The 17,929-nt window shown below is 30.1% G+C and carries 22 protein-coding genes; 3 read left to right on the top strand and 19 right to left on the bottom strand.

The window, feature by feature from the left end; translation table 11 throughout:
- Window positions 1–66: 66 nt before the first annotated feature.
- The 4 genes from L8V77_RS02185 to bamE form a co-directional block, all read right to left on the bottom strand.
- Entirely contained in the window at window positions 67–291 is a 225-nt protein-coding gene (locus L8V77_RS02185; RefSeq protein WP_263706491.1) for a hypothetical protein, read from the bottom strand.
- 110 nt (window positions 292–401) lie between these two features.
- Window positions 402–824, bottom strand: coding sequence for a hypothetical protein (locus L8V77_RS02180; protein ID WP_263706490.1), 423 nt, complete (start codon window positions 822–824; stop codon window positions 402–404).
- On the bottom strand, window positions 821–1,354 hold the full coding sequence (locus L8V77_RS02175; protein WP_263706488.1) for a hypothetical protein: 534 nt from the start codon (window positions 1,352–1,354) through the stop codon (window positions 821–823). The genes L8V77_RS02180 and L8V77_RS02175 overlap by 4 nt, the downstream gene beginning before the upstream one ends.
- Window positions 1,355–1,363: 9 nt before the next feature.
- Window positions 1,364–1,753, bottom strand: coding sequence for an outer membrane protein assembly factor BamE (gene bamE, locus L8V77_RS02170; RefSeq protein ID WP_039640723.1), 390 nt, complete (start codon window positions 1,751–1,753; stop codon window positions 1,364–1,366).
- 90 nt (window positions 1,754–1,843) lie between these two features.
- Between bamE and L8V77_RS02165 the strand changes: the two genes are divergently transcribed.
- On the top strand, window positions 1,844–2,095 hold the full coding sequence (locus tag L8V77_RS02165; RefSeq protein ID WP_039640720.1) for a helix-turn-helix domain-containing protein: 252 nt from the start codon (window positions 1,844–1,846) through the stop codon (window positions 2,093–2,095).
- A gap of 38 nt (window positions 2,096–2,133) precedes the next feature.
- On the opposite strand, the gene mnmA is transcribed toward L8V77_RS02165, so the two are convergent.
- The 11 genes from mnmA to aroQ are packed head-to-tail and all read right to left on the bottom strand — an operon-like array spanning window position 2,134 to window position 10,935.
- Window positions 2,134–3,150, bottom strand: a complete 1,017-nt coding sequence (gene mnmA / locus L8V77_RS02160) for a tRNA 2-thiouridine(34) synthase MnmA (protein ID WP_214135637.1) — start codon at window positions 3,148–3,150, stop codon at window positions 2,134–2,136.
- Window positions 3,113–3,748: a TIGR00730 family Rossman fold protein gene (locus tag L8V77_RS02155; RefSeq protein ID WP_263673229.1), complete on the bottom strand. Its 636-nt coding sequence runs from the start codon at window positions 3,746–3,748 to the stop codon at window positions 3,113–3,115. Before L8V77_RS02155 ends, mnmA begins: the two co-directional genes overlap by 38 nt.
- Window positions 3,745–4,584, bottom strand: coding sequence for a flagellar motor switch protein FliY (fliY, locus tag L8V77_RS02150; RefSeq protein ID WP_039617433.1), 840 nt, complete (start codon window positions 4,582–4,584; stop codon window positions 3,745–3,747). Before fliY ends, L8V77_RS02155 begins: the two co-directional genes overlap by 4 nt.
- Entirely contained in the window at window positions 4,574–5,665 is a 1,092-nt protein-coding gene (fliM, locus tag L8V77_RS02145; protein WP_039667962.1) for a flagellar motor switch protein FliM, read from the bottom strand. The genes fliY and fliM overlap by 11 nt, the downstream gene beginning before the upstream one ends.
- On the bottom strand, window positions 5,665–6,351 hold the full coding sequence (locus L8V77_RS02140; RefSeq protein ID WP_263706485.1) for an RNA polymerase sigma factor FliA: 687 nt from the start codon (window positions 6,349–6,351) through the stop codon (window positions 5,665–5,667). The genes fliM and L8V77_RS02140 overlap by 1 nt, the downstream gene beginning before the upstream one ends.
- Window positions 6,338–6,694 (bottom strand): hypothetical protein, encoded by a 357-nt coding sequence (locus tag L8V77_RS02135; protein WP_039617428.1) that lies wholly within the window; start codon window positions 6,692–6,694, stop codon window positions 6,338–6,340. The genes L8V77_RS02140 and L8V77_RS02135 overlap by 14 nt, the downstream gene beginning before the upstream one ends.
- 14 nt (window positions 6,695–6,708) lie before the next feature.
- Window positions 6,709–7,572, bottom strand: a complete 864-nt coding sequence (gene flhG, locus L8V77_RS02130; RefSeq protein ID WP_133319628.1) for a flagella biosynthesis ATPase FlhG — start codon at window positions 7,570–7,572, stop codon at window positions 6,709–6,711.
- Complete coding sequence (gene flhF / locus L8V77_RS02125) at window positions 7,565–8,947, bottom strand: flagellar biosynthesis protein FlhF (protein ID WP_263706483.1); 1,383 nt, start codon at window positions 8,945–8,947, stop codon at window positions 7,565–7,567. The genes flhG and flhF overlap by 8 nt, the downstream gene beginning before the upstream one ends.
- Window positions 8,948–8,955: 8 nt before the next feature.
- Complete coding sequence (gene folK, locus L8V77_RS02120; RefSeq protein WP_257941879.1) at window positions 8,956–9,429, bottom strand: 2-amino-4-hydroxy-6-hydroxymethyldihydropteridine diphosphokinase; 474 nt, start codon at window positions 9,427–9,429, stop codon at window positions 8,956–8,958.
- A 1-nt stretch (window position 9,430) separates the two neighbouring features.
- On the bottom strand, window positions 9,431–10,456 hold the full coding sequence (locus L8V77_RS02115; protein WP_263706480.1) for a M24 family metallopeptidase: 1,026 nt from the start codon (window positions 10,454–10,456) through the stop codon (window positions 9,431–9,433).
- Window positions 10,453–10,935, bottom strand: coding sequence for a type II 3-dehydroquinate dehydratase (aroQ, locus tag L8V77_RS02110; RefSeq protein ID WP_039625266.1), 483 nt, complete (start codon window positions 10,933–10,935; stop codon window positions 10,453–10,455). Before aroQ ends, L8V77_RS02115 begins: the two co-directional genes overlap by 4 nt.
- Window positions 10,936–11,023: 88 nt before the next feature.
- Between aroQ and L8V77_RS02105 the strand changes: the two genes are divergently transcribed.
- A complete protein-coding gene (locus L8V77_RS02105; protein ID WP_263706478.1) occupies window positions 11,024–12,247 on the top strand; it encodes a metal-dependent hydrolase in 1,224 nt (407 codons plus the stop codon).
- Entirely contained in the window at window positions 12,235–13,128 is an 894-nt protein-coding gene (gene sppA, locus L8V77_RS02100; RefSeq protein WP_263706477.1) for a signal peptide peptidase SppA, read from the top strand. The genes L8V77_RS02105 and sppA overlap by 13 nt, the downstream gene beginning before the upstream one ends.
- Here the strand turns inward: sppA and ribD are convergent.
- The 4 genes from ribD to L8V77_RS02080 are packed head-to-tail and all read right to left on the bottom strand — an operon-like array spanning window position 13,125 to window position 17,870.
- Window positions 13,125–14,117 (bottom strand): bifunctional diaminohydroxyphosphoribosylaminopyrimidine deaminase/5-amino-6-(5-phosphoribosylamino)uracil reductase RibD, encoded by a 993-nt coding sequence (gene ribD, locus L8V77_RS02095; protein ID WP_263706475.1) that lies wholly within the window; start codon window positions 14,115–14,117, stop codon window positions 13,125–13,127. The two genes, sppA and ribD, sit on opposite strands and share 4 nt — an antisense overlap.
- Before the next feature lie 8 nt (window positions 14,118–14,125).
- Entirely contained in the window at window positions 14,126–15,475 is a 1,350-nt protein-coding gene (locus L8V77_RS02090) for an McrC family protein (RefSeq protein ID WP_263706473.1), read from the bottom strand.
- Window positions 15,475–17,571, bottom strand: a complete 2,097-nt coding sequence (locus L8V77_RS02085) for an AAA family ATPase (protein WP_263682586.1) — start codon at window positions 17,569–17,571, stop codon at window positions 15,475–15,477. The genes L8V77_RS02090 and L8V77_RS02085 overlap by 1 nt, the downstream gene beginning before the upstream one ends.
- A gap of 11 nt (window positions 17,572–17,582) precedes the next feature.
- Window positions 17,583–17,870, bottom strand: coding sequence for a hypothetical protein (locus tag L8V77_RS02080; RefSeq protein ID WP_263682584.1), 288 nt, complete (start codon window positions 17,868–17,870; stop codon window positions 17,583–17,585).
- Between the last annotated feature and the right edge of the window lie 59 nt (window positions 17,871–17,929).

Here is a 17,929-nt window from a genome sequence, read left to right as displayed (position 1 = left end):
ATTTCACCTATTATTTAAAGAATAGTTTTAATACAATATAATTTGGTATTTGAATGCAAAAGTTGCTTATTTAAACGACACCAACAAACCAAATATTAATCCAAGTATTACACCCCAAACAAGTAATTTAAAGATAATCTCTCCGATTTCATCTTTATGCTCATAAATTAAACCAATTACACCCATAACAACAATAATACCTATAATTACAGCCCAAATTTCCCAAAATTTAACCAGTAATATGATAAAAATCATAATTAATATTATACCAATCAAACCAATAAGTTGCATTTTAATCCTTAGAATTTCAAAATACTATAATATAATGTCTTTGTGTGATTTTATTAATTATTTTTTTATTATTAAAACTAATCTTAAAAAAATTAAGATTAGTCTATTTTCTATATATTCTCTTTTTCAAAGAATATTGCCTTATCTAGCACTTGAAAAAACGAATGATAAATTTCTGGATCTTCTACCAGAGTTGGAACTTGCATATTAGATCCATATTGGGCATTAGCTCTAATAGTTGATTTTTTATCTCCTTTTTCTCTTACAACCAATGTTATACGCATTGTTGCACCTTTTGATAATTTCGTTGCAGTAACTGTTCCTGTTTGCAAATCAGCTTTATCAATTACAAAACCAAGATCTTGTAATGCAGAAACGCCAGCTTTTGCAACAATTTTTTTAGGATAATCATATTCTTTTGTTTGATATGTTCTAACTTGAAGCTGCTGAGTATTTTCAATAACCATTTGTCTAGAATTCGTACCACACCCAACAAAATACAAAGCCATTATAAATAATAATATTTTTTTCATAGTTCATTTGCCTCCAAAAACACTGATTTTGATAATTTTTCATAAAATTGTTGGTAAATTTCTGGTTCTCTTATACTTCCAACTTCATTAACAGAGCCCTCTTGATTTCTTACAATTCTTTGCATTGTAAACCTTACAAAAGTCTTTTTGATTTTATTATTTGTAGAGATAACTACGCTTGCCTTAATTTCTTGCGTATGATCTGACTGTTTTGAAGCAGCCATAGCTGCACTCGGAGATAAAAGCGCCAAGACAACAATCCCAGCTTGAGTAGAAACTTCTCTAGCATCTCTTGTTTTAGATGCACTTACTATTCCAAAATCTCTATTAATTTCATCTATATTAAATCCAAGATCTTGCAATGTTGCAATACTAGATGATAAAATTTTACTTGTATCAACAGTATTAAAACTTTTAGTCTGCAATTGCCTTTCTTGTGCCGTAGATGTTTCAATCTTCATCATCTCTTTAACACTGGTTGTTGCACAACCGCTAAAAATAAGTAAAAAAATAGGTATTATAAACTTCATATTTACACCTTAAAAACTTGAAGTGTGGTATGCCACATCTCTAACTTTTTGGTTATTATCAAATTTTATAATAACAGTTAAAGTTCGTTGCGTACTAACGTTACTACCACTATTTCCAGCAACTCCAGCCAAAATAATACTTATACCGCCAGATGAATTTTGATAAGCTCTTTGGGTGCTAATCTTATCATATACCCAAACTTCTCTTCTTTGCTCATCAGTTGATATAATATTTGGAGATCCCATTATTTCTATGATTTCAGATGAGCTCATACCAATTTTTATATCTTTTTGAGCTTTTGCTACTGTTATTTTTTCATCTACTTGCGGATTATATAAAGTTTTATTACATGCAGTGAATGATAAAGCAATAACGAAAAGAAATGAAACTTTACGCATTAAATCTCCTTTAATTTATCCTATAGGATATATTTAAAAGAATTATATCTTTGTAAAGTTTAATTTCATATTAATCCTATAGGATAAAAAATGGAAGAGGACTTTAGCAATTCTAGCGAAGAAGAAATTTTAAATTTTTATAAAAAAGTATCATCAAATATAAGAAATTTTAGAGAGAAAAAAGGAATTTCTCAGCTTGAACTAGCCTTAGATATAGGTATAAAATCCGTTGCGTTTTATTCAAATTGTGAGTGTAATCGATATGGTAAACATTTTAATTTGGAACACCTATATAAAATTTCTAAAAGTTTAGAAATTCCACTAAAAGATTTATTAGAATAAACACTACAACGCCAAAGGGATGTAACCCTTTAGCTTTTTTATTTAATAAATCCGCTTGCAAGAACTAAATCTTTATCGTAAAATACCGCCATTTGTCCGCTAGCAAGTCCATAAACAGGCTCTTGTAAGATGATTTTTGCACTTTTATCTTCATTAATCAAAACTTTACATGGGGTCGATCTTGATCTATAGCGTATTTTTACTTCACAATCTAGCTCTTTAGCATCGATAAATAAATTAATATTATCAAGGTTAAATTCACTTATCTTAAGCTCTTCTTTTTTACCTACTATGATTTCATTTTTCTTAGGATCAATTTTTAATACAAAATGTGGCTCATGAGCCCCGCGTACCTCAAAACCTCTTCTTTTACCTATGGTATAGTGCATATAACCTTCGTGTTTTCCTACTTCTTTTCCACTACTATCTCTTACAATACCTGGAATTTTAGTATCCATAAACTGATCTAAAACTTGCACATAAGTATCTTCCACGAAACAAATCTCAGAACTTTCCTTTTGTGTTGCAAAAGATTTTAAAACATCGATTGTAGAAGCAAATTTTTTCACATCTTCTTTTTTCATCTCTCCAAGAGGGAAAATCAAATACTCCAAAGCCTCTTTATCTGCATTTGCTAGAAAATAGCTTTGATCCTTACTCTCATCAACCGCAGTTTTAATCAAACCATTTTCTATCCTTGCATAATGACCTGTGGCTAATTTTTCACAACCTAAACTCTTAGCAAATTCTAAAAGCTTGCCAAGCTTGATAAAACGATTACACAATGCACAAGGATTTGGCGTCTTTCCTTCTTTGTAGGTATTAACAAAAGGCATATAAACTTGATTTTTAAAATCTTCTTGTAAGTCTAAAATATGATATTTGATGTCTAAAAATTTAGCAACTTTTTCAACTTTTTGTATATTTTCTTCATGATAATTAGCTTTTCCATGAAGCTTCATATAACAACCTATAATCTCATGTCCTGCTTGTTTTAACTTATAAGCAGTTACAGTACTATCTACACCCCCACTCATTGCAACAAGAATTTTCATCTTTTTCCTTTATCATTCTTATAATTTCATCCAAATCATCACTTATACTATACTTCAACTCATCATTTTTAGATATAGTTCCAAGTCCTAGTAAAGAAGTTTTGATAAATTCATCAAGAGGTTGCCAAAATTTTTGCCCAACTAAAATAATAGGAACATCTTTTTTAAAACTAAGTTGTTTAAGAGTAAGAATTTCAAAAAATTCATCTAATGTTCCAAAGCCGCCTGGGAAAATCACAAAAGCTAGACTCTTTTGAATAAGAGCCATTTTGCGAATGGCTAAGCTCTTAAAAGTGATATTATACTCTAAAAAGTCATTTGCTTTTTGCTCAAATGGTAAATGTATATTAAATCCAAAAGATTTTAAGTGTGAAGTTTGACTTTGCATAGCCCCATAATTTGCAGCTTGCATAATACCACCGCCACCACCACTGATGATACTATAACCAAGATCTGCTAACTTTTGAGCTAATTTTGAAGCCAAAATACAATACTCATTATCTTCTTTTAAGCGCGCAGAACCAAAAAAAGTTATGCCTTTTTGAATTTTTTCTAATTCTTTAAGATGAGCAACGTCCTCAATAATACATTCTTTCATCTTAGTTGTTCTAATCTTTCTTTTTTAGAGCCTATCTCAGTAATTTGCACTCCAAAGTTTCCATCTACGATAACTACTTCCCCATAAGCGATTTTTTTATCACCTATTAAAATTTCTAAAGGATCATTTGCTAATTGATCAAGCTCGATAACCGAACCTATATCCATGGTTAAAACATCTTTTAAAAGCATTTTTTTACTACCTATACGCACTCTTATAGGTAAGCGTACATCCATAATCAAACCGATATTTCTTAGCTCTTCTACATTAGCCAAGGCTTTATGATCTTGTGTATGATCTTCATTTGTTGCTACAATTTCTTCTAAGTCAGTTTTAGTTAAAATCTTATAAATTTTTTCATCAAAAACCAAAGAAATTTTTTCTTCTAAATCAGCTATTTTTACATTGTATAAATATAGTTTATGAAAACCACCAAGTTCTAAACTATCTGCAACAAATTCACAATTTTCTAGACTAAACTCCATTTTTGGAATTTCTTTTTGCGCGCCTAAGGTTGTAGAAAACGCTGAGATGATATTTTGTATAGCTTCTTTAGCAGCGTCCATTTCATCTTCATTAAGCTCACTGTTTTTGGAGATTTCTTCTTCTCCCATCATCCACTCACCAATTGCACTCATTAAAACTGCACTGGCTAGGATTTTGATTTTCATTTCATTATTAACGCTAAAAGTAGCGCTAACTAATGGTGGAGTCATAGAATCTTGAGAATTTACATCATACTCATAATATTCGCTAAATTCAGCACTTTTTCCTGTTAAACCTTCTATTGTACTTACACATTCATTGACGAATATGCCTAAAAAATCATTGATCATCGTCTTCCTCTTCTAGTTCTTCATTATCATCATACGAATTTGCTTTTGCTCTTCTTTCATCTTCATATTTTTCAAGCATTTCTTTAATCTCATCTTTATCAGTTTTGATAAGTTCTAAGATTTTAATTGACTTTCTAAATCTATGAAGTCCCACTTGAGCTAAAAATACTTCTTTTTTATCAATAGCTACTATAGCTTTATCATCTGCGCTTCTATCAAGCTTTAAAATATCTCCTTGTTTTAAATCTAAAAATTCATTTACATTGATAAAAGTTTTACCAAGCATAGCTTCATAAATTACCTCAGCACGACCGATCAAGGTTTTAAGTTCTTTATTTCTTGATTTTTTAGCCGAAGTTTCACCCATCATAATATCACGATTTGCCAAACGACTCAAAATACTTTCCAAATGCACAACCGGATAGCAAATATTTACCATACCACTTGAATTTCCGATGATAATCTCCATTACCACCATGATAACAATTTCATTTTGAGAAACTATTTGCACAACATTTGGACTTGATTCTTTTGCTTCAACACTTGGATAAATTTCAGTGACATTCATCCAACTTTCTTTAAGTCTTTGCATAATAATACGCAAAATAGAATCAAGCAAATTAAGCTCGATTTCTGTAAGCTCTCTTAAGGTATCAAAACTCTCTCCTTGACCACCTAAAAGTCTATCTATCATAGGAAAAGCAATACTTGGATTAATCTCTAAAACGCAGTTTCCATCTAAAGGTTTAATTGAAAAAACGTTAAAGCTTGTTGGCGAAGGCAAAGACATCAAAAACTCACCATAAGTCATTTGATCCACCGAGTGAAGTTTAATCTCAACTATACTTCTCATCATAGATGAAATTTGCGAAGCAAGATTTCTTGCTAATTTATCATGAATCCCTTTAATAGAACGAAGTTGTTCTTTAGAAACCCTGTTTGGACGCTTAAAATCATATACTACTATATCTCTTTTATCTTCTAGCTCTTCTAATTTCGAAGAAGCTGCACTTTCATCACTATCATCATCAACAACTTCTAAAAGAGCATCAATTTCTTCTTGGGAAAGTATCTCAGCCATTAAACTAGCCTTTCTCGAATCTTCTTAAGCAAACGCTTATGAATTTGTGAAATTCTTGACTCGCTAATCTCTAAAATCTCTGCAATTTCTTTTAAATTTAATTCTTCATAATAATAAAGCTGTATTACAAGCTTTTCTCTTTCTTTAAATTCTTCTAAAACTGCATTGATTTTTTCTATTAATTCTTCTTTTTCTATTTGCTCTATGATATTGCTATCATTAAAGCAATTTAGCTGTTCATCCAAAGGCATAACAAGCGATATAGCATGAGCCGCTCTTGCTTCTTTTACCTTTTCTACTTCTAAATTTAGTCTTTGTGCTAAATACTCATCATCAGGCTCTTTTTCATTTTCTTGATAAAACTCATCTATGATAGCATCAATATCTTTGATGATTTTTCTATTGCTTCTACTCATTACATCAAGGCTTCTTAGATAATCAAGCATAGCTCCATTAACTCTTTTTCTTGCAAAACCCCAAAAATTATCATTTTGTTCTCTATCATAACGGCGTGAGAGTTTGATCATTTCCTCTACACCAATACTAATTAAATCATTTACATCAATACTTGCAGGCAAACGCTCTTTAAGCCTAAAAGCCATAGCTCTTAATGCTGGCATATAAGAGATGACTAAGTCATCTTGTTCTTTTTTCAGCGTAGAAGCATAGGCATTATGCGGCTGCATGTTTTACTTTTCTTTTTGAAGAGCTTTCAAGTTTTTTAAGGTCTTCACGCTCTTCTTGAAGTTTTTCAAGCAAGTAATCCATTTTCTTTTCTCTTGCGGCTAATTCTGCTATAAAACTATTATTTTCATTTTCATATTTTTCTTTATTAAAGCTTCTACCGCTAATTTTATTAACATCTACAAAAATCATAATTACTATATGGATTAACACATAAAATACAAAAGTAATCAAACAAGTATATACAACTATCTCTACTGCATCTTCTATATTAACTATGGTAAACATTAATCCTATAAAAAAGCCACAAACAGTAAAAAAAGCAACAAAATTCTCTGGTCTCATCTTTTTCCCTCAATCTAAAAACGATCCAAAAGCTTTTTGAAAAAACTCATAATGCTTTTATCTCCCACATTATTAAGCACTTTTTGTTCCAACCTATACAAAAGCTTAGAAGCTATGGCTTTGAGCTCATCACTTGCATTAGTGTCATCATCACTAAATAAAGTTCTTTTTTTAATACTAGAACTAATATCTTTACTTTGACCTAAAAATCCTAAAAATTCTAAATTTAAATTATGCTTAATGTTAATATCTGCTACTTTTTTAATATTATCAAAAATTCTCAAAGCTTCATTTTCATTCCTAACTACATTAAATACCATTAACAAATTCTCTTTAGTCTTTGAAGTGGTTTTTATAGTAGCATAAGCATCGGTAATCGCAGCAGGATCAGGCACAGTGATGACAATAACCTCATCAGACATCTCTAAGAAATTTCCTATATTACCACCTATGCCTGCTCCTGTATCAATGATTAAAAAGTCTAAATCATCTAAAATACTTGTTTGATTTAAAAATCTCTCATAAATGTTTTTATCATTATATTTTAAAATTTCATCGCCACTTTCACCTGGGATAAGCCATAAATTTGGCTTTACTTCTATTAAAATATCTTCTAGTGAGCATTCACCCTTTAAAACATGTAAAAGGTTTTTTTCCACACGCACATTTAAAATCACATCTAAATTTGCAAGCCCAATATCTGCATCAAAAAGCCCTACTTTATAACCATTTTTAGCTAGGATGTTGCCCAAATTTGCGCTAAAAGTACTTTTTCCAACCCCACCTTTACCGCTAGTAACTGCGATAAAATGAGTATGTTTTACATTTGAGTTTTCATTTTTTACTAGATCTTTTAATTTTTCTGCTTGATTACTCATTTTCATCCCTTCTAAAACCTTCTAACACACAACGCACTAAAAAGTCACTATTAGCCACTTCTATATCATCAGGCACTTCTTGACCTATGGAAAAAAAGCTCATCGGAGTGCTAGTTTCATAAAGTAAAGAAAATACATTTCCAAATACTTTTGTTTCATCAAATTTGGTAATGATTAAGGTGTCTATATTTAAAAATGAAAAATTATTATAAGTTTCTAATAAATCTTCATATTTTGTATTTGCTGAAAGCACTAAATTCACATCAATTTGTGCATTAGAATGCGATAAAAATTCTTTTGTTTTTTCAAGTTTTGCCTTGTCATATTGTGAATTTCCGGTTGTATCTACTAAAATAACCTCACAAGTATTTAAACTTCTAATCGCATCATCTAAGTCATTTGGCTCTATACTATCAATAATAGGAAGCTTCATCATCTTAGCATATTGGAAAAGTTGCTCTACTGCGCCTATTCTATACGTATCAAGAGTTATAATACCGGTTTTATAGCGTCTATCTCCATAAGCATAGCGAAAAGCAAGTTTAGCTAAAGTAGTAGTTTTACCCACTCCTGTTGGACCTACTAACATCATGATTTTTTGCTTTTTAATTTCACTTTCTAAACGACATGGAAGCATATTGCGCAAAAGTGAGTAAAAATACCTTTGCACTGCTTCTTGATTTGCTTTCATAGTGCTTGGCATATTTTCAATAGTCGCTTTCATAATCGCTTCTAAATGCGCTTCTTGCATGCCACTTGCCTTAGCTTGCTTATAAATACTTGCAAACTCAGGTGGTATAGCTAATTCTTTGCGTAAATCTGCCTTATCATCCCACATCATATCCACAAGCAAATTCATTTTATCATTAAGCTTATTCATTTGCTTTTCAAAGGCTTCAATTTTTTTATCATAATTTGGATTTGGCATAGAAAAATCTTGATAGTTTGAAACCTTGCTAATTTCTGAACTAACCTGAGAAAGTTTATTTTTTAAATTTAAAAAATTATCATCTCTTTTGCTTGTATTTAAATAAGGATTAATAGGTTTTTGCTTAGCTTTTGAAGAAAAATCAAGCACTACATCTTCTTCTTTTTTTTCATCTTCAAATTTTGGTGCTTGAATTTTAGCCTCAGGAAAACTTGCTGTGTTTGGTTTTTTCTTTGGTGGCATAGGTAAATTATTTTGTTTTAAATGCTCTTCATAATCAGCTTCTTCAATCGCTACTATAACCTCGTATAAAGGTTTTTGATTGATAGTTTTTGGACGAATTTGCTTATTAGTTACTATCAAAGCCTTATCGCCATAATCTTGCTTAACCTTAGGTATAATCTCATCTGTGCTTTCAACTGTAAAAGTATGAATCAATTGTCCCATATTTTTCCTTATCTTAACAAGCCCAAAGGCAAAGTTACACTAATTCTATCATTTACCCCCACATGAGGCACTGTGCAATACTCATCTTTACGCGCTTTTTTTGAAAAATACAACAAATCCAAATCAAGCGTTCTAGGAGCATTTTTAAAAGTTCTTTTTCTTTTGAATTTAAACTCATAAAAAAACAAAACTTTTAAAAGTGCTCTTGCATGCAAACTTGTACTTACAACCATCACTGCATTAGTAAAGTCTTTTTGTTCTTCAAAGCCAAAAGCTTTATTAATCAAAAATGGCGATGTTTGCAATACTTGCAAACGTTTATCTTGCATTAAAAGCCTAAATAAACTCCGAAAGCGTTTTTTTTCATCTTCTATATTGCTTCCAAGTCCTATAATGGCTATGTATTTTCCTTTTTTAACTGCCTTTGAATAAAAAGGAAAAAAACGAATTTTTTCTAACCTTCTAGCTCCTTTAATCAGCAAATTATAACACCACTGCCTTTTCTTTATCAAGATAGACCATGTCTTCTATTCTAATACCAAGTTTATCTTTGATATAAATTCCAGGTTCAATAGTAAATACCATACCTTCTTTTAGTTCATAATCACTTCTTGGACTAATGTTTGGTAACTCATGTATATCAAGCCCCACTCCATGCCCTAAGCTGTGAATAAATTCTTTTTCAAAACCTGCATTTTTAATCACTTCTCTTGCGATAAAATCAAGCTCACTTGATCTCATACCAACGCGTGCTTTTTCTATAGCTTGAAGCTGAGCTTGCTTGACCACTTCATAAATTTGCATAATTTCTTTATCTTTAAAATTTGGCTTATTTTTATCAAAAACTATGCCACTCTCATCAAAACAAGCCGTTCTTGTACGATCAGAACAATACCTTTGATAAACTACACCCGCATCAACTAATAACAAATCTCCATATTCTAAACATTTATCACTAGGTAAAGCATGTGCTTTAGCCGCATTTTCATTAATAGCCACAATAGGTGAAAAAGAAAGTCCTAAAGCACCTTTTTTTTGAAAAATTTCACATGCTTTAAAATGTAATTCTTTTTCGCTTTTTCCATGGCCTTCTTGGCTGATAAATTTAGCAAATTCTTCAAAGCATTCTTTACCAAAATTTACAGCCTTTTGCAAAAGCTGTAATTCTTTAGCATTTTTTATAATGCGTTTATTTTTACTCAAATCTAATTTTTCTTCAAAAACGATATTTGCACTTTTACTAAGTTCTTTAAATTCAAAATAGCTAAAGTCTTTTGAGTCAAAACACACCTTATCAATTCCTGCTTTTTCTAAAAGCTCTCTAGCACTAGCAAAAAGATCTTGTGCTAAAACTACCTTAGCATTTTTTATCATTTCGCTAGCTTCAAAGCTATATCTTGCATCAGTGATGAAAAAAGCCTGATCTTCAAGTTTTAAAAACAAAGCATTATCGCAAGAATAGCCACACTCATAAAAAAGTGCATTTTCGTTTTTTAAGATAAAATTCATTGATTTGCTTGTTGTGCTTTTGCTTGAGCTGCTTTATATGCATTGATTTGATCAAAAATTTGGAAAAGTCCCATTAAAGCCATATGATAACCAAAAGGACCAAAACCTACCACACTACCTGCACAAACTGGCGCTATCATGCTTTTTTGTCTGAATTCTTCTCTTCTATAAGTATTGCTAATATGCACTTCAATCACAGGCATATTAATCGCTGCAATCGCATCGCGGATTGCTATAGAAGTGTGTGCATAAGCAGCTGCATTAATAATCACTCCATCTACACTGCCTAAGCATTCTTGAATTTTATCAACTAACTCACCTTCAAAATTACTTTGAAAAAACTCAATCTCTACATTAGCTTGTTTTGCGGCTTGTTTCATTTGCTCATGGATATCTTCCATTTTCATATTGCCATAAATATGAGTTTCTCTCACACCAAGCATATTGATGTTTGGTCCTTGTATTACCATAACTTTCATAATCTAACCTTTATTTAGTAAAATTTACTATATTATAGCATTTTAAAGCTAAATTTTAGCTACAATTTCCCTTTTTAAAGGAGGTAAAATGTTTATAATAGCACCTAAAATCATCTTAACTTGCGATGATAATTTTAATATTTTAGAAAACAAAGCAGTTCTTTTTGATGATAATATTTTAGAAATTGATAGCTTAGAAAATTTACAAAAATCCTACCCACAAGCTAAGCTTATACCAACTCCAAAAGATACCTTACTTTTACCTGCTTTTATCAATCCACATACGCATTTAGAATTTAGTGCAAATAATGGAAATTTAGTCTTTGGAGACTTTTTAAAATGGCTTGATAGCGTTTTTAATAACCGCGAGCAATTAAACAAAAAAGCCAAAGAAAAATTAATCTCACAAAATATCCATAAAATGCTAAAAAGTGGCACTGCTACCATAGGAGAAATTTCAAGCTTTGGGAGTGATTTAAGCCCTTGCGTCAATTCACAAACTAGAGTGGTATTTTTTAATGAAATTTTAGGTTCAAATGCAAATTTTATCCAAGCTAAAAAAGAGGAATTTCTAATTCGCTATAAAAAAAGCATGCGTTTTAAAAGTTCTAAATTTATCCCTGCTATTTCAGTGCATGCGCCCTACTCAACCCATCCAGAACTTGCCAAATTTGCTATAAAACTTGCTAGAGAAAATGATCATTTGCTAAGCACACATTTTCTTGAAAGCAATCATGAAAACAACTGGCTAAGGTTTAAAAAAGGTGGTTTTAAAAAAAGCTTGGCTAAATTTAGCAAAAATCCTATGCCATTTTACACTCCACAAAAATTTTTAGAACTTTTTAAAGACCAAAGGACTTTATTTACTCATTGTGTGTATTTTAAAGAATGGGATTTGTTAGATAAAAATTTACACTCGATCACGCATTGTGCTTTTTCAAACAGACTTTTGAGTAAAAAAACTTTTAAATTAAAATCTGCTTTAAAAAATGGTATTAATATCCATCTAGGAACTGATGGTTTGAGTTCAAATGCTTCTTTAAGTATGCTTGATGAAATGAAAGCAAATTTACTTATACATGATGATTTAGAGTTAGAAAATTTTGCTAAAATATTGCTTTTAATGGCAACAAATAAAGCCGCAAAAGCTTTAAATTTAAACCTAGGCCAAATTCAAAAAGGCAAGATAGCTGATTTTAGTCTTTTTGCTTTACCAAATAGTGTAAATTTAAAACAACTTCCTTTGCAGTTTATCTTACAAAGCAAAGAAGTGTTAAAACTTTTTATAGAAGGAAAAGAATGCAAATTATAAAATCATTTTTTAAAGGAATTGGAAAAATCATTTCTTATATCAACACTTATTTTAAAACCTTTGTGTTTTTGTTTATCGTGTTTTTAATCCTTGCTCCAAGCGGGGATAATGCCAAACTTTCTAATGCAAACTTAGCACAAATTAATCTTAAAGGTGAAATTAGCGATGCGAGTAATCTTTTAGAACAAATTTACAAAGTCAAAGATGATAAAGCTATAAAAGGAATTTTGCTTTTTGTAGATAGCCCTGGTGGAGCTTTTGCACCAAGTATGGAAATAGCTTTAGCTATACAAGATCTTAAAGCTAAAAAGCCTGTGGTAGTGTATGCAGGTGGAACTATAGCAAGCGGAAGCTACTTAAGTGCGGTGGGAGCTGATATGATCATCGCTAATCCTGCTAGCTTTGTAGGATCTATTGGGGTAATCATGCAAGGCTTTGAAGTAAGCAATCTTGCACAAAAACTTGGTATAAATGAGCAAACTATCAAAGCAGGAAGCTATAAAGAAGCGGGAACTTTCATGCGCAAATGGAGCGAAGATGAAAAAGACTTTTTGCAAAATTTAGCCAATCAAAGCTATGAGCTTTTCACACAATTTGTCGCTAAAAATCGCAAGCTAGATTTAAATCAAACAAGCTCATGGGCTGATGCGAAAGTATTTTTAGCTAATGAGGCTTTAAAATTAAAACTCATTGATAAAATAGGCAATTACGAGCAAGCCAAAAAAGAAGTAGAAAAACTAGCCAAAGTACAAAACCCTATCTGGCAAAAAGAAGATGCCATAGATAAGTTTTTAAAACGATTAGAAGAGCAAAGCGCTAGCTTTTTTGCTAACACTTTAGTGCAATTTTTCACACAAATAAGCTCACAAAAAATCTACTAAGATTTAATAATCTCATAAAATCCATAAGTATCATTTTCTAAAAAGCCTTTATATAAAGGCTTTAGTTTTAAATCTAACTTAACATTTTCAAGGGTGTTTAAAATTGAGTTTGAAAAAATTAAAAGCATATCTAGCTCATCTTTAAAGGCTTTTAAAAAATTCTCCCCACCCTCATACATGATAAATTTAGCCTCACTAGGAATGTTTGTAAAAATTTCTCTTTTAGGTACGCTAAATAAAGGAATGTTTGGATCAAAACTTTCTAAATTTTGACGGCTTAGTATGCATAAATTTGGTGCTTTAGCCTGAACTAACCTTGCATCTAAAATAGGCCTATCATGCCTTATAGTTTCTCCACCTACTACAAGTAAATCAAGCTTTGAGCGTAATGCATGAGCATAGGTTCTACTTGCTTTAGAACTTACGATTTTACCATAAGCAGAGCCGTTTAAAGAAAGGGCTAGTTTAAAAAATTTAAAGCTTGATTTTTGCCATTTTAAAAAAGGCTTTAAAAGCTCTTTAGCTCTTTGCTCGCAAATTCCCATGTGAACTTTTATGCCTTGATCTTTTAAAAACTCTGCTCCACCGCTTGCGAGCTTGTGCTCATCTTTAGTAGCAATAAAAACTTCACTAAAACCAAGCGTGCTAAAAAGTTTCGCACAAGGTGGGGTTTTACCCTGATGATTACAAGGTTCTAAACTCACATAAGCACTAGCACCTTTTAACAACCCCTGATGATTTTGACAAATAAACTCATGCAAATCGTTTGCATTTTGTGGTAAATCTAAATTTGGATTAAGTGCTTTTAAGGCTTTACTCACTGCTTCAAGTTCTGCATGAGCCTTGCCTGCTTCTTTGTGTGCTTCTATGCTTAAAATTTTGCCATTTTTGTCTAAGATCACACAGCCTACGGCTGGATTGGGGTAGGTTAAAAGCTGATATTTCCAAGCTTCATCTATGGCTAAATTCATATAAAATTCGTGATTCATGTTACTTCCTAAAAAGGTAAAGGTGCGAAAAACACCTTAAGCTTTACATGTTCATCGCAAGCTTTTAAAAAACCTTGTGCTAAAAACTTAATATCTTTAGTTTTTAATTTCTCTCTTAAGTCAAAAGTTCTCTCACATAGAGGATAAATAAGATAAATTTCCTTTATCTCGTATTTGTTTGCATAAGCAAACATTTGGTATAAATCGCTTTGCGATATACCATGTTTTTTCTCATCTTCACTATCATCTGGAATTTTCCATTTGGTATCTAAGATCATTTTATTTTCTATATATAAATCAGGCTTTAACATAAAACACTTTTCATCATTTTTTGAGATTAGATACTTTCCACTGCTTTGGGTTTTTATATTTTCACTAGGATTAGCAAGTTTAAACATATAAGCTACATAGTTTTCAAAAAGTTTTTCCATAGGAAAAAGCAAAGCAAAGGCTTCTTTTTTACCTTTATATGGAGCAAAGCTTTGATTTTGTAGAAATACCTTACACCAAGAAAGTATATTTTCATAATAATCAAAATGTCTTGAAATTTTAAAACTAAAATCTTTTTCATAATTTTTAGAAAATTCTACCTCATCAAGCATTTGCATAGCTTTGATGATTTTAAATTTATTCGAGCTTGTTTTGGATTTTAAAAAATTTAACGTTGATTTTATCAAACGATTTGGAGCTATGTCTAAAACAAACTCATCGCTACTTGTAAAAAATCTTTCTTTGTGTATTAAATTTGATTTTATATGCTCATTAAAAAGTAATTTTCCTTTTAAAAAAGTTCTATTTTCTTCACTACTTACATAAGATCTCATCAAACCTTTTTTATACACACTATCAAATTCATCTAAAAACATCGTGATAAATACTTCAAACAAAGGCATTTTAGCAATTTGTAAAGATGAAATTTGAGACTTTTTAAAGGGAGAATTTTTTAAGGTTTTTAGCATATTGATTAAAAGAATACTAGGATCATTTTTAAGATCTTCTTTGCTAAAATCATCATTTTTAAAGATATTATCTAGTTTATAACATTTTTTTAATTTTTCTTTATCGTATTTTGAATTAGTATCTTCTTTTGATTTTTCTTTACATTCACTTGATAGTTTATCTTCTGCCATGCATTTTGGCAAGATTTCTAAAACACCACTTTTAGTCTGTATAATGCCGACATAATTTTTAGCTTTTAAGGTGTTTTTACTTTTAAAGCCTAGAAGACTTTCATTGTTTTTTGCGAAGTCTTCTAGCTCTTTATAAAATATTTCAGCTTTTTCTTTGAAAATTTCTTTTAAATCTTCTTTAGAAAAAGCTTGGTGTTCAATGATAGAAAAGGTGTTAATTGTTTTCATTATTCATATATTTTTTTAAAAGTAGCTTCATCCCATTTTTGACTATCACTAAACTTATAAATAACCTTATCACTTTCTATAAAATCTGTCATATTTTTCAAATAATCACTATTTATATCTTGTTTTTCTAACATACCATTTTTGTTTAAAACCGCGTCAATCAAAGCATAATCATTATAAAAATACTCTTGCAATAGTGGGATGATTTTATTTTGAAAAACATTTTTTAATTTCTCTAAACTATCAACGCCTATAAAAAATGCGTGTCCTATAGTCTTTTCTCTATCTAGTAAGTATTCTATACGCGTATTGATAAATTCTAGTAATTTTTGCAAATTTACACCTTTGCAATTATCAGACAAAACATTAAGTTTAGGCATCATCTCGACAAATTCAAAACGTCTTCTTAATGCTGTATCAAGTGAAGTTATACTTCTATCAGCTGTATTCATAGTGCCTATGATATAAACATTTTTAGGTACTCCAAATTCATCTTTACTATAAGGCAAAGTTACTTTTAACTCTTCTTCAGCACCTATTCTTTTGCTAGGTTCTATTAAGGTTATAAGCTCACCAAAAATCTTACTTACATTACCACGATTAATCTCGTCTATGATGATTATAAAATTCTTTTTTGTATTATCTTCTACAATCTTTAAATCATTAAGATTGCTTGACTTTATCTTTTCTAATAAATCATTAGGATTAATTCTATATAACTCATAAACAGTTTTTTGTACTAAAATTTTATCACTATTTAAATCAAGAATATTTATTTCATTATCTTTGGAAATCCATTTAACTTCTCTATAAGTTTGATATTCTTCATCTTCACTATATTCAACATCGCTTGTAATAACTCCAATACCTTTTATAGTTGTTGAAGTATTAAAAACACATACTAAATCCCCTATTTGCATGTATTCTACAAAACTTATTATGCTATTTTTATCATTTGAACCTAAATTTAAAAAGCGCTCATCTTTATTTTTTGGAATATCACTCCAACCTATACAAATTTTATTTTTTTCAAAACACTCACTTCTTAATGAAGCATTAGCCCCTAAAGAAATTTTCCAAACTTTTGAATTTCTATCTATATATATATCTTCATTAGTTGCTATTTTTATTTCTTTATCTAAAGCTTTATTGCAAATTTTCTTAAAAATACCTGGTTTTACTTTATATTTTAGTTCTTTTTTATCAAATTCAGGTTTGATACCTTCTACAAATTCTTCATATCCGTAGCTTTGATGAAAGGTAGTAAAAACTATTTGTCCATTTTTTACATACTCATCGAATAATTTTTTTCTATTTATCCTATCATCTTTGCTTGGAATTTGTATTTTTTCTTCTTTTGATATAATTTCTAAGGCCTTATCTATAGTATGATAAGTTTTTCCTGTCCCTGGAGGCCCATAAAGAATTTGATTTAAAGGTAGATTTTGATTTTCATTTGGTAATTTTTCATTTTCAAAATATTGTTCTTTGTAAAATTTTTCATTTTCACTTTGCTTAATTGCACTAAGATTTGAGCTACTTAATATATCTTCAAATAATGGTTTAGCATATAAATCATCTTCATTTTTACTTAAAACACTATATTCTAAAAACCTATTTAAAGAATATAGCTCAACAGCATCAGCACTCGTTATAACTTCTATCTTTTGATTTTTTATTTCTACTTTAAATTCTTTCTCGCCGCCTCTTGTTTTCAAATACTTAACCATATCTTTTGAAACATAATTTTTATAAGCATTGACATATTTTACAAATTCCAAATAATGAGAATTAATGCAAGCATGCGGACAACCTTTTCCGCTCTTAAAATTATATTCTTGCAATAATCCATCTTTCAGTTCAAATGACAAATTTGTTAAAACTTCCATAGAGTTTATTTGAAATGTATCAAAATCATCTCTATTAACAATATTTAATCTTTTGCATTCTTTAATTGCATATTTTGCTGTATTGATATATTGATTAACAGTCTTTAATCTTTTTTCCAAAAATATTCTAAAAATTTTTTCGTTTGAGTTTTCTATTTGTGCTTGTATTTTATTTTCATTTGAAAAGTGAAATTCAACAACATTCATACTATTTCCTTTTAATCCACAACCGCAAATAACTTGCAATTTTTATAATATCTATAAAATCTTTCCCCGTTTTTGTTCATAGTTCTTAAATAGGTAAAAATAGGTGAAGTCCATTTATAGCCTTGACTTTTTGTATGAAATTCATCTATTAATTTATCATCTTGATAAACATACACACTCATGCCACCATTTTTTACAACTGCTTCTTTAAATTCATCTTCATCTTTTGGAAAATGATAATACACATTACCATTTTTATCTGCTTTACTGATTTTATAATCATATTTATTTTCAAGCATTATACGCCTTTTTTATTCTTATGTTTAAATTCAATTATACAAAAGATGAGTAAAAATTT

The organism is Campylobacter sp. IFREMER_LSEM_CL2127, from assembly GCF_025771745.1.
Lineage (GTDB): Bacteria > Campylobacterota > Campylobacteria > Campylobacterales > Campylobacteraceae > Campylobacter_D.
The sequence above is the reverse complement of the archived record's forward strand: the minus strand, read 5'-3'. Positions and strand labels throughout refer to the sequence as shown.

Bases quoted from the DNA above. Each gene is read 5' to 3' on its own strand.
- L8V77_RS02185 (WP_263706491.1), bottom strand. From the start codon at position 291: ATGCAACTTATTGGTTTGATTGGTATAATATTAATTATGATTTTTATC.
- L8V77_RS02180 (WP_263706490.1), bottom strand. From the start codon at position 824: ATGAAAAAAATATTATTATTTATAATGGCTTTGTATTTTGTTGGGTGT.
- L8V77_RS02175 (WP_263706488.1), bottom strand. From the start codon at position 1,354: ATGAAGTTTATAATACCTATTTTTTTACTTATTTTTAGCGGTTGTGCA.
- bamE (WP_039640723.1), bottom strand. From the start codon at position 1,753: ATGCGTAAAGTTTCATTTCTTTTCGTTATTGCTTTATCATTCACTGCA.
- L8V77_RS02165 (WP_039640720.1), top strand. From the start codon at position 1,844: ATGGAAGAGGACTTTAGCAATTCTAGCGAAGAAGAAATTTTAAATTTT.
- mnmA (WP_214135637.1), bottom strand. From the start codon at position 3,150: ATGAAAATTCTTGTTGCAATGAGTGGGGGTGTAGATAGTACTGTAACT.
- L8V77_RS02155 (WP_263673229.1), bottom strand. From the start codon at position 3,748: ATGAAAGAATGTATTATTGAGGACGTTGCTCATCTTAAAGAATTAGAA.
- fliY (WP_039617433.1), bottom strand. From the start codon at position 4,584: ATGATCAATGATTTTTTAGGCATATTCGTCAATGAATGTGTAAGTACA.
- fliM (WP_039667962.1), bottom strand. From the start codon at position 5,665: ATGGCTGAGATACTTTCCCAAGAAGAAATTGATGCTCTTTTAGAAGTT.
- L8V77_RS02140 (WP_263706485.1), bottom strand. From the start codon at position 6,351: ATGCAGCCGCATAATGCCTATGCTTCTACGCTGAAAAAAGAACAAGAT.
- L8V77_RS02135 (WP_039617428.1), bottom strand. From the start codon at position 6,694: ATGAGACCAGAGAATTTTGTTGCTTTTTTTACTGTTTGTGGCTTTTTT.
- flhG (WP_133319628.1), bottom strand. From the start codon at position 7,572: ATGAGTAATCAAGCAGAAAAATTAAAAGATCTAGTAAAAAATGAAAAC.
- flhF (WP_263706483.1), bottom strand. From the start codon at position 8,947: ATGGGACAATTGATTCATACTTTTACAGTTGAAAGCACAGATGAGATT.
- L8V77_RS02115 (WP_263706480.1), bottom strand. From the start codon at position 10,456: ATGAATTTTATCTTAAAAAACGAAAATGCACTTTTTTATGAGTGTGGC.
- aroQ (WP_039625266.1), bottom strand. From the start codon at position 10,935: ATGAAAGTTATGGTAATACAAGGACCAAACATCAATATGCTTGGTGTG.
- L8V77_RS02105 (WP_263706478.1), top strand. From the start codon at position 11,024: ATGTTTATAATAGCACCTAAAATCATCTTAACTTGCGATGATAATTTT.
- sppA (WP_263706477.1), top strand. From the start codon at position 12,235: ATGCAAATTATAAAATCATTTTTTAAAGGAATTGGAAAAATCATTTCT.
- ribD (WP_263706475.1), bottom strand. From the start codon at position 14,117: ATGAATCACGAATTTTATATGAATTTAGCCATAGATGAAGCTTGGAAA.
- L8V77_RS02090 (WP_263706473.1), bottom strand. From the start codon at position 15,475: ATGAAAACAATTAACACCTTTTCTATCATTGAACACCAAGCTTTTTCT.
- L8V77_RS02085 (WP_263682586.1), bottom strand. From the start codon at position 17,571: ATGAATGTTGTTGAATTTCACTTTTCAAATGAAAATAAAATACAAGCA.
- L8V77_RS02080 (WP_263682584.1), bottom strand. From the start codon at position 17,870: ATGCTTGAAAATAAATATGATTATAAAATCAGTAAAGCAGATAAAAAT.